Source organism: Vibrio tasmaniensis (assembly GCF_024347635.1).
Classification (GTDB): Bacteria; Pseudomonadota; Gammaproteobacteria; order Enterobacterales; family Vibrionaceae; genus Vibrio; species Vibrio tasmaniensis.
Genome location: NZ_AP025510.1, coordinates 1,382,613 through 1,395,213, shown reverse-complemented (window position 1 = coordinate 1,395,213; position 12,601 = coordinate 1,382,613). Strand labels below are relative to the sequence as shown.

9 protein-coding genes are annotated in these 12,601 nt (G+C 42.0%); 4 read left to right on the top strand and 5 right to left on the bottom strand.

Going from position 1 to position 12,601, the window contains the following annotated elements; all coding sequences use genetic code 11:
* The first annotated feature begins 1,034 nt into the window (after nucleotides 1-1,034).
* Nucleotides 1,035-1,769, top strand: coding sequence for an oligogalacturonate-specific porin KdgM family protein (locus OCV44_RS06360; RefSeq protein ID WP_086049225.1), 735 nt, complete (start codon nucleotides 1,035-1,037; stop codon nucleotides 1,767-1,769).
* Between the two features lie 140 nt (nucleotides 1,770-1,909).
* On the opposite strand, the gene OCV44_RS06355 is transcribed toward OCV44_RS06360, so the two are convergent.
* The 3 genes from OCV44_RS06355 to OCV44_RS06345 form a co-directional block, all read right to left on the bottom strand.
* Nucleotides 1,910-2,653 (bottom strand): 3'-5' exonuclease, encoded by a 744-nt coding sequence (locus tag OCV44_RS06355; protein WP_139684993.1) that lies wholly within the window; start codon nucleotides 2,651-2,653, stop codon nucleotides 1,910-1,912.
* Nucleotides 2,653-4,515, bottom strand: coding sequence for a DUF294 nucleotidyltransferase-like domain-containing protein (locus OCV44_RS06350; RefSeq protein WP_139684994.1), 1,863 nt, complete (start codon nucleotides 4,513-4,515; stop codon nucleotides 2,653-2,655). Before OCV44_RS06350 ends, OCV44_RS06355 begins: the two co-directional genes overlap by 1 nt.
* Before the next feature lie 264 nt (nucleotides 4,516-4,779).
* The gene (locus OCV44_RS06345; RefSeq protein WP_139684995.1) at nucleotides 4,780-5,499 is read right to left on the bottom strand and encodes a FadR/GntR family transcriptional regulator; all 720 of its coding nucleotides are present in this window, start codon (nucleotides 5,497-5,499) and stop codon (nucleotides 4,780-4,782) included.
* A gap of 471 nt (nucleotides 5,500-5,970) precedes the next feature.
* On the opposite strand from OCV44_RS06345, the gene OCV44_RS06340 reads away from it, so the two are divergent.
* A complete protein-coding gene (locus OCV44_RS06340) occupies nucleotides 5,971-6,693 on the top strand; it encodes a FadR/GntR family transcriptional regulator (protein ID WP_139684996.1) in 723 nt (240 codons plus the stop codon).
* Nucleotides 6,694-6,843: 150 nt separating this feature from the next.
* Nucleotides 6,844-8,211 (top strand): MATE family efflux transporter, encoded by a 1,368-nt coding sequence (locus tag OCV44_RS06335; RefSeq protein WP_139684997.1) that lies wholly within the window; start codon nucleotides 6,844-6,846, stop codon nucleotides 8,209-8,211.
* 257 nt (nucleotides 8,212-8,468) lie between these two features.
* Here OCV44_RS06335 and OCV44_RS06330 read toward each other — a convergent pair whose 3' ends face one another.
* The gene (locus OCV44_RS06330) at nucleotides 8,469-9,506 is read right to left on the bottom strand and encodes a polysaccharide lyase family 7 protein (protein ID WP_139684998.1); all 1,038 of its coding nucleotides are present in this window, start codon (nucleotides 9,504-9,506) and stop codon (nucleotides 8,469-8,471) included.
* Nucleotides 9,507-10,029: 523 nt separating this feature from the next.
* Here OCV44_RS06330 and OCV44_RS06325 point away from each other — a divergent pair.
* Nucleotides 10,030-10,788 (top strand): oligogalacturonate-specific porin KdgM family protein, encoded by a 759-nt coding sequence (locus tag OCV44_RS06325; protein WP_139684999.1) that lies wholly within the window; start codon nucleotides 10,030-10,032, stop codon nucleotides 10,786-10,788.
* A gap of 229 nt (nucleotides 10,789-11,017) precedes the next feature.
* Here the strand turns inward: OCV44_RS06325 and OCV44_RS06320 are convergent, their stop codons facing one another.
* A complete protein-coding gene (locus OCV44_RS06320; RefSeq protein ID WP_139685000.1) occupies nucleotides 11,018-12,550 on the bottom strand; it encodes a polysaccharide lyase family 7 protein in 1,533 nt (510 codons plus the stop codon).
* Between the last annotated feature and the right edge of the window lie 51 nt (nucleotides 12,551-12,601).

Sequence of the window (12,601 nt, the reverse complement as noted above, 5' to 3'; positions counted from 1 at the left end):
CTATATTAGGTAGCTAATAACGAAAACTTGGAAACCACTATTAGACACTGACAGGGATACACGGAAGTAAAATGCTTTTAACACACCCGTTACAGTTTCTCTCGCCCATTAAAAATGTGCAACTTCAGTAGTAGAGCAAACAGACTCAATTGAACGTGCTGTCATCAACCTAAAAGCCTAGCTCTTAAGCCCTGGTTACACGCTTATTGAACCTCAAACGACTCTCTACTCAAATTTCAGATAAAAAAAACGCTCATGTTGCCTGTATCAACATGAGCGCAAGGGCAGATCTTCGACTACCATCTCCTACCTTTCTAAACGAAAGCAGAAGTTATAATTAGAATAGTTGGGAGCAATAATCAAAATGCTTTCGCAAGCACTTCAACGATTTCTTCTTTGTCTCCGATGAGAACAACGGGTAACTATTCGAACCCAGTTCATTCCTATCAAGTTCATACTGATATAGCAGGCTATGACGCTGCCTTGCCTACTACATTTCAAACCATCTCCGAGTGAGCTTTAAGTCACCTCAAGCAAATAACTCATGATCTTAAAGCAGTTGGTTTTATTCCATTTAGCTTCAAGACCATTGTTACTTATTCGGCTTCATACCGTCAGTTTATGCAATCAACACAACAAAGTTATGTGTCGCTACACAAAGCCAGTAAATAATAATGTATTACAAATAAAGATAACATCTAAAGATTCAATTTTTTGCTGTAGCGCACATTTATTGATGAACAAAATCCTTGAAAATCATTATCAATAGACAAGTAATTAACTAAAAATCATAAACTTATCGAAACAAGCCAACTTTGTAACCCTTTGTAAATAGTGGTTTTGTCCTAACAACACGATCCAATTCACAGATCATACGCCTTCAAATCGTTAGCATATTTGTATTATTTAAATGCAAAACAAATTTGAAATAACCAAGAAATAATTTCAAACACAAAATGCATTGAAGACAAGAACTACTCTATTTGGCTTGTAATTATGGCCAATACTCAACCTATAAATATGGAACTAATACCATGAATAAAACTAAAATCGTGATTGCTGTGGCATCTGTACTCGCTGCTGGCTCTGTGTCTGCTGCGTCTTTCGATATGAGACACGAATACAAAAGCCATACAGATCAACACGCTACTCGTGTAAAACTTGGCGATAGCATTGGCAACTTCCTTGTAGATATCGAAGCGAAATTCAAGGGAGAAGACGGTAAATTCATGGAAGATCTGAAGAACAATGGTTGGGAGCTTGGTCTAAACTACCGCCACGTACTTAACGACAATTGGACGATGACTTACGGTATGCCAATTGAAGGTCGCGAATCAGGTGTTACGTACAAACCTCAAGTTCGCGCGACATACAGTGTCGACAGCATTGACGGTTTAAGTCTAAGTGCTCGTTACCGTTACGATATGAGACAAAACACTAAATCAATTGCAACTGATTCGGACGGCAAGCCTATCTTAGATAACGGCTACTTAACTTATCAAAACGATGAAAACCAACGTCGCCATCGCTTAACAGCAAACATCAACTACTCAATGGAAAACTGGCGTTTCGGTTTCGAAGGCAACTACTACAAAGCAGATGATTACAACATCTACGACAACGATGATACCAACTACGAGTTGAATGCAAGTATTCGCCACATTATGGGTCAATGGGCACCGTATGTAGAATTTGGTGATGTGAGCACTTCATCAACAAAAGCAACTCGTGAACTGCGTAGCCGTGTTGGTCTAACTTACAGCTTCTAAGCTGCACGACCTATGAAGAATCTAAGATAATTACTGTCCTAATTTTCTAAGACCTAAACAAAAGCCAGCTTAATCGCCGGCTTTTTTATGTGTTCAAATCAGGTCATTCAACAATGATTCACTTACAAGAAGCTACTACCTTAGTGACTGATTCGATATAAAAAGGAAAGCGTCACTTCATCGTTAGGGACTACTCGCTTTTGCTGAGCTAACAACAATTCTGCTGTTGAGACAGCATCCGCTAACGCATTATGGCTGTTGTACTCGGGAAGCCCATACCTGTGCCGCGTACCCGCTAGAGTTAAATCCACCTCTTCATGATTGCTGATCGCTTTCTCCATGCTTTTCTCAATACATAGTGTATCTAGCCAAAGTAAAGGCAACTGCCTTAAGCCATAGCATCTCAAGAGATACTGGCTAATGAACTTCTCTTCGACCACACAAGCGTGCGCGACGATGATCTTACCTTTTGCGGCTTCGAAAAACGTCAGCATCGCATCATGAATTGAAGCGCCTTCTTCCAACATTTGAGGTGTGATGTGGTTAATAACCGCGGTTTCAGCGTTGATCTGCGAATCGTTATTGAGATAGATATGCTTGGCAGAAGCCAAATCGATTCGCCCCTTGACCACATCGACCCACCCCATAGACAAAATCAGATCTTGTTCGCTGTCTAAGCCCGTGGTCTCAAGATCCAACACGATATAATCGCTGTCTTTGGCCAAGTCCGTCATTTCAGGGCAAGGTTGTTCAACAAGATCGTGTAACGCCTCTGGCAGTTTAACCGTACCCAGATATTGCTTACGCTTACGTTTAACTCGCTCAAGCGGGTGAAAGTAGTTTAGCATTCGTTTTAAACATTTATTCGTTGAACATAATTTCATTAACGCGCTCCGAAACGAATTTTCGCCGCTTCTTGAAGGTCGGCAATGATCCTAAAGGCATCTTTCAAGTGCTTGCGTTCAAAGCTGCCAAAACTGTCTGGGTTGATATTGTTGTCTGGTACCTCCCCGTTCTTCAAGGCTTCTAATTGATGACCGAAACGGAAAGACAGAATGAACTGATACGCACCAAGGATATTCTTGAACGCGTCATCACTCAGCATGCCTTTTTCATTGGCTGCGGCAAAGCGTTCATCGGTTGCCGACAAATCACATTCCACCGCTAATCCGTAAATACGCGCAAGATCGATAATCAAGTTGATCGCGTACTTCTTCACGTTCAACGTTTTCTTATTCTCACCTGACTTCTCCAATACCAAACTGTTGAAGATACCCAGTGGCGGGTTGGTGTTCACCGCATCTTTCACAAGTGTGCTTAAGAACTCACGGTTACCGCGAATATTGGAATGCAGCTCATCACGAAGAATGCCTTCGAACTCACTGTTGCCATAAATAGTACGAATCTCTAGGAACACACTGATGTTGAGTAAGCGTTCGTACTCAGGGTTTGCAACCCACTTTTTATAGTAGTGCTTCCAAACACCAAGTGGCTGGCACCATTTTGGTGTCGCCGCCATGAATTTACCCGGACACAGCGGGTAATCACAGCTCGCTAATCCGTTAGTCACCATCATTGCTAGGTGTTTAAAGTAAATACGGTCACTGTCTGTTGCATCGTCGGCCAGTACAATCGCACTGTCTTGGTCCGACAGCATGTGCACTTCATTACGCGCGTGCGATCCGGCTACGATCCAAGAAAAGTCGCAAGGTGGCGGGCCTAACTTATCAATCGCTATCTGAATCAATCGGCGCGTGTAGGAATCCATAATCATGGTCATTACCTTACCCACCGTTTCAGGTGCCACTTTGCCTTCCACCAGCGCTTCAAAAATAGCTTGTCGCTCTGAAGTAAATGAAGACATGGTTTTCACGCTGCCCGCGTATTTGATTTTCTCGATTAAGAAGATCGCTTGAACACGGTGATTTTGAACCAAGTGAGACGTCGTAAGCAGGCCAACAACTTTATTTTCTTTCACGACAGGCAAGTTACGAATGTTGAATTGCATCATGATAGACGCAGCATGTAACACAAGATCATCTGGTTTAACCGTCAGTGGAGAGTGCGTCATCACCTCGGAGATCAGGTTATCGGTACTGACACCATGAGCGATGACTCGCTTGGTCATATCACGGTCAGTGATCAAGCCAACAATCGTTTCACCTTCATAAATCACCGCGCAGGGTGAGCGTTGATGCAGCATTTCCACCGCGACCGATTGAATAGTTTGCTCAGACTTAACGATGGCCACCTGCCCGCTTGCCACTTCTTCAACCTTGCGAATGAACAAGCCTTTCTCTTTGTTTGACCACACCACATCAAGTGCCGACTTCAAACGAACCTGAGCCTGCGACGCAAACTGTTCTGCGCAGCTTGGAAATGCCTTAAACAGCGCTTGAAGTGCCGAGTGTGGAATCACATAAAGTAAGGTGTTTTCGATTGCGACCGCTCTGTAGCCTTTCTCGTCGTTAACTTCAGAATCTAAGAAAGTAAAGCCGAACAAATCCTCGCTGCCTAAACGCGCACGAAGTACACCGTCTGACTTTCTTTGTTCCATAGAGCCGGTTCGAATGATGTAGAGCGACTTTTCTTTACCCGACTCACACAGATCAACCACATCCCCTTTGCCGAGATAAGTGATCTGAACATTAGAGGCAAGTTCGCGAAGTGCTTCTTTAGGGATCTTATCGAATGGGTCGATTTGACCTATGAATTGAAGAATATTTGGCAGTAGAGACTGGGGCATAATCACACTCACATAATTTAATTAGTATTATTATATAACTTAAAGTGCTGGTTACTAGTGCTTTTAACGAAACAGCAAATAATAGATTAAATATTGGACACCAGTCAGGTTTTCATCAAATTAGAATACAAAAAAAGCACGTATCAAACGTGCTTTGTTATCGATTGGTTTGGTCACCGTTGCGATGTTAACTTTGATTATCTTAGCTTTTTGAGAGAGTCACTCTCAAGAGTGAGCTAATCACTAAAATAGCAGCTAAAACAATTAACTAGCAATTGGTAATCTATGATTTGTTTCTAATAGATGACTTGCTGATGCTTGACGTGCTTTGTCACTATTTCCAGCCATAATCGCTTCGTAAATAGTACGATGCTCGTTAATGCATGTACTTCCCTCTTCCGAAGAGTGAGAAATAAAGTTAACAAACATCGTCGTCAAAATATTACCGAACGGTAGGTAGAAGTCGTTACCCGTTGCGTTAAAAATCAAGCTATGGAACTTCATATCAATATCTAACCAACGCTCTTTATCAAGAGTCTCTTCGCTCGATATCTCCACCATCTTTTGGAAAATTTCTGATAATTCAATTCGTTGATCGGCAGTTGCAAATTTAGCGGCCAATGCGCAAGCTTCAGGCTCAATGGCACGACGCAAACCTAAAAACTGGTGACAGAATTGGTCTGTATCCGCAAGTCCGTCCATCCATTCGATAAGCTGTGGATCTAAGAAGTTCCAGTATGCACGGTCGACAACACGAGTACCGATTTTAGGACGAGATTCTAATAGGCCTTTTGAAGTCAGAAGCTTAACTGCTTCTCTTAATGCTGTCCGACTGATACCAAATTGCTCACATAAAGCCATTTCACCAGGGATAATAGAACCTTGAGGCAAATTGCCCGACAAAATACCACGAGCGATTTCACGTGCAACTTGCACATGAAGGCTTCGCTTAGAGCCTGAAATTGAATTGAAAGAGCCAGCCATGTGTCTACTTACTTATAAGATATGTATTATTTAAACCGGACTATAGCACTGATTTATGTCTGCACCAACTTAGCGTAAGAATAACGTGAGGTCACTACTGATATAGCCTAGAGCAACATTTAACCTACCTTATACGTATTATTCACATAAAACCAAACCTAACCATTTATTCATACAAATAGTTCTTATTTACATATTTTTCGTATGCGTGAACTCACAAAACCACTCTTACTCTCCCTAATAATGCCGTTAATGATCAGTTTTGAGATGAACCCTCTTGAATATGGCAAGTGTTATTGTATGATTTATACAAAGGGTAAACTGTAAGATAGGCACTCTGATGTGTAGCGATTTGAAAAGTACTATTCGATGAGGGAAAACCTCACACTATATTAGACGTATACACTGACACCAAAACGCCAAATTCGTCTGGCTTTTTTTGTTTTAAAGTTTCAATTTCAGGTGGTTTAAATGTCAATATTTACATTGGTGGAAGATTCAAGCCGCCGAATTCATGTTCAAGTAGCGAGACAAATTGCTCGCAAAATCTTGTCTGGCGAGTTAGAAGAAAATCAGAAGTTACCCAGCGAAATGGAGTTGTGTGAGATCTTTGGAGTCAGCAGAACTGCGCTTCGAGAATCGACTAAGCTACTTTCAGCCAAAGGGTTGATTGAATCTAAGCCTAAAGTAGGCACTCGTATCAAGCCAAGAACGCAATGGCACTTTTTAGATCCACAATTACTGTATTGGATTCAAGACTTAGAAGACACCAAACCCTTCTTATCTCAATTCTTAGGCTTAAGAAAAGCGATTGATCCAGAAGCGTGTGCACTTGCGGCATCCAACGCTACGGTAGAACAACGCAAAGAGCTTTCGATTCTGTTCCAAAAGATGACCATCGCGGCAAACGGCTTTGATTATGAAGAGTGGACAACCAACGACCACCTGTTTCACCAAACGATCTTCCTATCGACGGGTAACCAATTTTATATTCCGTTCGCGAACATTCTGTCGACAATCTTCAAGCAGTTTATCGACCACTCTGTGGAAGGGGGTCGCTTTTGTTTAGAAGAGCATAAAGCAATATACGATGCGATTATGTCAGGCAATGCGAATCAGGCTCGAATAGCCTCTCAAGCTTTACTTGATGATGAAAACCAAAAGCTGTCTCGGGTTGAACTCGCCATCGCGTAATTAAGATTTACCAGACAGACTCGTGCATCCCAATACACGAGTCTGTCATGTTTTAGCGCCCATTTTTTTAACCATCCATTACCGTAGTGTTTCACCTTTAAATGGTGAACTCGGGTCCTCTCAGAGAAAACTTACGGTTATACACATAAGGTGTTGTTTGTGTCTTCGCAATCGTATGTTAGGAAAAACTTCTCTCTCGCTTGGCCCCTAGCCCTAAACGGTATATTGATGCAGTCGATGTTGATGATCGACACGCTGCTGGTTTCTCCTCTTGGTGAAATACCTTTGGCTGCCATGGGAATTGCGACGACTATGGTTGCCTTTGTACTAGGCATTCAAATGGCGCTGGCAAACGGCACTCAGCTAGTATTGAGCCGCGCCGTGGGTTCTGGCATCACCGCTTCACTATCCAAAGCGTTTTGGGCTGGTCTGTTCATCAACTTAGGTATCGCGACAATATTTTGGTTTCTGCTCACCTTTTTAGAACAGCCTTTAATTCAAGCCTTAACCGACGATAAAGCCCTTTACTTAGAAATCAGCCACTACCTTGATATCTCAAAGTATCTCGTCATTTTCACAGCATTAACGCAAGTGATTATCGCCCTATTTAATGCATTAGGAAGAACCAAAATACCGTTTAAAGGGTATTTGATTGAATTGCCGATCAACGCAGTTCTTTCTTATGGACTCATTCACGGCTTTTCAAATTTCGAAGGTATTGGTGTTCAAGGCGCCGCGCTAGGCAGTGTTATTGCTATCATCCTTCGCCTTGTATACTTGGTTCTTTGCGTGTATTCGAGCTCAGCAATTTCACTAAGATTAGACGCCCAGCGATCTGAGTTCATGACCAACGTTCGCCGTCACTTTATCGAGATATTCCCTGTCGCAGCAAATGTAACCATGTTATTGATTGGTGCCACAATTTACCAATTACTGTATTCGCAACTTAACATCAACGCCTACGTTGCGATTACTTTGGTGATGCCTTGGATCAGGGCTGTCTCTCAATTTATTACTGCTTGGGCCCACTCTTCTGCCATTACTATCAGCCAAGCGATTGGCTCTAAAAAGATGGATGACCTAGTCAAAAACGTCGATACCAGTATTGATATTGCAGTAGTCATTTCTTTTGTGTGTGCAATTTTGTTCGCTGGCTTAAGTCTGGTGATTGGTGACATTTACCCGAACTTGGACGAATCTACGTATCAAGCATTGACCGTTATCGCCCCACTCTACATCTTCTTGCCGATTGTTCGTGGCTACAACACAGTCCATGGAAATGTATTGAGAGCACTAGGAAAAACAACCGCAGTCTTCAAAATCAACTTTACTGGTCAATGGGTAATTTCAATCCCTTTATGTGCATTGATCATCTTTGGATTAGACGGTTCTATCTTTTGGGCGTTTGCTATCCAACCATTCGAAGAAGTCGTTAAAGCGTTCCCATTCCGTCACTTGGCGCGTAAGTCTTTAAAGGAATTTGATGCGAACAAAGCGAATGAATTGATGTATGACTAAACTCCGTATCTAATTGCCACCAGAGCTTTACCCGAACTTTCTAATACAACCTTGTCTTTTGACAAGGTTGTTTTGTTTTAGCTGTACTTTTCATTGATAGGCTTCAGGTACACCCTCTTTTATACCAAGGTCACATTAATAACAAGGTCATCTTAAAGCTCATATAAAGCAAAAAGACCACTCAACATTCGGTTAAGTGGTCTTCGAAAATATTCCTTAAGGACTGCGTCTAGCAAGCCTACTGGTTCTGATATGTGTTATTTACCATTCAACTTAAGCGCTGAGAAAGTCACACTGTTGTAATCGCCATTCTTTTTATCGACAGCGAAATCGCCAGTACCGCCACAACCTGGCCCCCATACAGGGTGAGAATCGCTCACGCTACATTGGCCGTATGCGCCCGCTTTGTAATAGAAATCATCTGCAGCATAACCCGTTGGTGAATCAAGCTCATCAATACCCTTGCTCAGGTCGATTTCATACTTAACCGTATCATGACGCTCTGTTTCAAACGTTAGGTACATCATGGTGCCTTTCACTTCCACTTTGTAGCTAAACTCTTCACCAAGAGCAATGCCCGCTTCACCCGGTTCCGCTGGGTTTTCCCAAGTGTTACCCCACACTGGATAAGCGATATCGGCACGGTTTGGATCTTTCTTCTCTAGGTTACGTTCATAGTTCCAAAACACTGAACCCATCTCTTGGTCAGGAAACTTTTTGTAGAAGATCTTCAGTGGTTCATTACCATGCCCATAACCTGTTTTTGCTTTGATCAATGCATCGTGTTTCTTCGCGTGTATTTGACCAACAACCACCGAGTGAGCTGGGTATCTTTCTGGGTGCTTAGCGTTAACTGAAACGTGATTCACTTTTAGCGTCGCTTCTAGCGTTCCGCCAACCGCGCTGTACTCACTCGCTGCTGGATGGCTCGACAGTGCCCACTGGTTACCTTTATCAGCCGTATCGATAGAGAAGTCAGCACCACGTGGCATTTGACGTAGCTCAGAGCGAGCGTTTTTCGAGTTCTTAGTCGTAATCGCTTGGTTCTGCACTTCAAATACAAGGTTGCCGTCTTTATCAAGGTGGAAGAAATCACTGTGTGAGTAGCTCATCATAGCTACCCCTTCTATTTCATCAACACGACCATCTTCATTAATATCTGAAGGTATGGTTATTTTCCAATTATGCATATCGAATTTATCGGCAGGTACGGGGGAAGAAACTCCGTTATTTGCAAAAGTAACCATTGGCACGGTCGCTAATAACGCCACTGCTAATATGTTTTTCTTAAACATGACTCATCCTTTATTGTTAACAGATACTGAGTACACTCTCAGTACAGAAACTGCTTTTTTGAACACTCATTCGTCATCACGATTTTCTTTAACTTGAACAAATCACCTGCAAAACAACATCTCTAAACCAATTTCAAATACCTGCCTCGTATTTACTGGCTTTGCCTTTTGCTACGACTGCTATTTCTAACAGTCGAGACTGTTCCCATCGTCATTAGGAAATGTAAAAACACTTTATTTGTCTTATTTTAACGCAATTTAAATGACGTATTTTCAAAGCTTAACAATATGAGAACTAAGTCATGATTGATTTGCCAACTAGAGCTCTAATTGAGACATTCATTACATTTAGCTATATAAACAGGTCATTATTCGGAACTTTTGATAGATCTCACAGAAATACCACTCAGGAATAAATACCATATTTGTCATACATTAATTTAATACCATTTATGGTGTTGATTTGTGAGCCATGGGTATATTGGATGTATCCAAAATAAAAAAATAATAGTGAGACAAAGGTATGAACTCTGTTACAAAAATTGCTGCAATTGTTGCTACAACTCTTCTTGCAGGCACTGCGACTGGCGCAACTCTTGATTACCGTGCAGAACATAAGCATGAAGACGATAAATACGCGCATCGTATTAAAATTGGCGGAAGTACGAAAATAGCAGACGAGGCAAAGCTATATTTTGGCGTTGAACAAAAGTTCGCTCCAAATGCACAAGGCGATATCTATAACCAATTGGAGCGCGGAGATTCTGAATTTGATTGGGGTGTTCGCTATGCGTTAGATGACAAATGGTATTTGCAGCCAGGTATGCCCATTACGTTCGGCGATGAAAAAACAACATTTAAACCACAGTTTCGTGTTGGGTATAAAGCCGACTTCGGCCTAACAACGGCTCTTCGTTACCGCCATGAATTCCAAAATTACACCGACAGTTCAAGCAGTTCTCTCACAAAAGTTAACGGCGAAAAAATTGCATTAGCTGGTGAGACGGTCCAGCAAGGCAAATTTACATTGACTGGCGCTTATAAATTCCAAAACGAAGATTTGAAAAACCTTCAGTTAAGTTATGAGGCGAACTACGTCAAAAGCTATGAAGATCAAGTCAAAGCGAATGGAGAAGATTGGGAATGGGATCTAGGTGTAAAAATCGGCTATAAATTCGATAACCTAAGACCTTACGTTGAATTTTGGACATCAGATTACGGCTCAGCGGAAGAGAATGAACGTCAGTTGAAAACACGCGTTGGTGTTACATACTCATTTTAATCGCTCTCATGAACCATCTCTAACGTGTGCTTTAAAAAGGCTTAGACAATATCTAAGCCTTTTTTATATCCAAATACCCCTCTCTCCATACTCTCCATACTCAGTTAATTAAGATCAATTAGTTACGCAAGATCATTGGAGTTGTGAAATGCAATTGGAACTAACCGATGAACACAACAAAAAATGGCCGCTAGTACTAGCGGCCATTTTTGTATGTGTAACTGATTCGTTATTCCTGATATTTATCGTGCGACGTCGCTATTTTGTAGAATGTCGCTTGGGCATAATCATCAAGATCGCCGTTGATGTTTTGATTGTAAACACCCGCTTTAAAGTACATGTAACGCCCACCTTGATCGTAGCCACTTTCGCTCATATCAACCGTTTGAACAACGTCATCTTTACCTTCGCGCATCAGCTTAACCGTCATCATGTTACCTTTTACATCGATGCGGTAGCTAAACGTCTCGCCAAGTGCGATACCTTGGTCGCCGATCTCTCCTGTCATATCTCCGACTAAGTTGAAATAGTTATCCGTTCCTTCGTTGGTATTCTCATGAGCAAAATAAACCGTCCCTGTTTCGTGGTTCGGTAATTTTCGGTAGTAAAGACGAATGGGCTCATCATCTTTATCATGTATCTGACCAATGATGAAACGGCCAACTTCGTGCGCGTCACCGGTTGTCGTTGTATGATCAATCTTAAGCGTTGCTTCTAAAACACCATCAATCGCGCCTGCAGCTTTTAGATCTTCAACCGGAGCCGAACTAAATACCCAGTTGTTCTCATTGACACCTTTAGTGCTAATAGATGTATCACCACGACGTAGCATCTCACGCATCTCTGTACGTGCATATTTAGTATTCTTTGAGGTGCGTGTGCCTTTCACGTATGTCTTGAATACCAAACCACCGTCGTCTGCTGTGTAGAAAATTTCTGGATGCTGATAACCATTCGCTAAGTTCCATTCCGAGACGTCGTCTGGCTTGCCGTTTTTATCGTGGTCAAAAGGTTGAGATAAATACCATGTCGTTAGATCGAAGTTTTCGCTTGGTGCATTACCCGCAAGTGGCGACTTAGGTAGATTAGTCGGTACTGGTAAAGGAGTACGAGTGTCACATTTTACTGTGGTTTCACAAGGATATACCGCTGGTTCCCCAAAGTTACCTTTACGTAAATCTTTACGAGCTTCCTTAAGTGCTTTACTTGCTGCGGCCATTTCAGCGATCATCACTTTCTCAGCTTCAACCACATCATCGGTAATGATATGGCTTACCGGACAAGCATTGATTCCACAGTTAATTGCTGCAAGCTCAGTAACTGAGTTCCAACTGTTTTTGCTGTTACCGTGACCTACATATTTTACATAGCGTGCTTGCACTGGTTGGAACTGAAAACGCTCTAAACCAATCACTTTTCCCGAGCTTAATTGACCTTCTAAAATCGTTGTCCAGTTTTCGCCATCAACACTGACGAGCAGATCGAACTTAGACTGGCGTTGGTTCCCTTTACTAAATGATGCTTGAATCGCATCGATTTCAATCACCGAACCGTAATCTAGCATTGCCCATTCACCGGCACCGTTTGCAGACCAACGAGTCGTGATATCTTGATCAAAGAGCCGATCAGGGCCGTTACCGTCGTGACTGCTAGCCGTAATAACGGTCGGCGTTAAAATATTTGACTTGGTGCTAGAAGCACAACCAGATATTGCGAGAATGATAGAGACAGCTAAGACGCTTTTTATATTGACCTGTTTCATATGAAATCCATTATTGTATTTAAGGTACAGCATTAAGAGCTAAAACGAGAT

What these genes read in the sequence shown, in the direction of transcription:
- OCV44_RS06360 (WP_086049225.1), top strand. Translation starts at nt 1,035, where the DNA reads ATGAATAAAACTAAAATCGTGATTGCTGTGGCATCTGTACTCGCTGCT.
- OCV44_RS06355 (WP_139684993.1), bottom strand. Translation starts at nt 2,653, where the DNA reads ATGAAATTATGTTCAACGAATAAATGTTTAAAACGAATGCTAAACTAC.
- OCV44_RS06350 (WP_139684994.1), bottom strand. Translation starts at nt 4,515, where the DNA reads ATGCCCCAGTCTCTACTGCCAAATATTCTTCAATTCATAGGTCAAATC.
- OCV44_RS06345 (WP_139684995.1), bottom strand. Translation starts at nt 5,499, where the DNA reads ATGGCTGGCTCTTTCAATTCAATTTCAGGCTCTAAGCGAAGCCTTCAT.
- OCV44_RS06340 (WP_139684996.1), top strand. Translation starts at nt 5,971, where the DNA reads ATGTCAATATTTACATTGGTGGAAGATTCAAGCCGCCGAATTCATGTT.
- OCV44_RS06330 (WP_139684998.1), bottom strand. Translation starts at nt 9,506, where the DNA reads ATGTTTAAGAAAAACATATTAGCAGTGGCGTTATTAGCGACCGTGCCA.
- OCV44_RS06325 (WP_139684999.1), top strand. Translation starts at nt 10,030, where the DNA reads ATGAACTCTGTTACAAAAATTGCTGCAATTGTTGCTACAACTCTTCTT.
- OCV44_RS06320 (WP_139685000.1), bottom strand. Translation starts at nt 12,550, where the DNA reads ATGAAACAGGTCAATATAAAAAGCGTCTTAGCTGTCTCTATCATTCTC.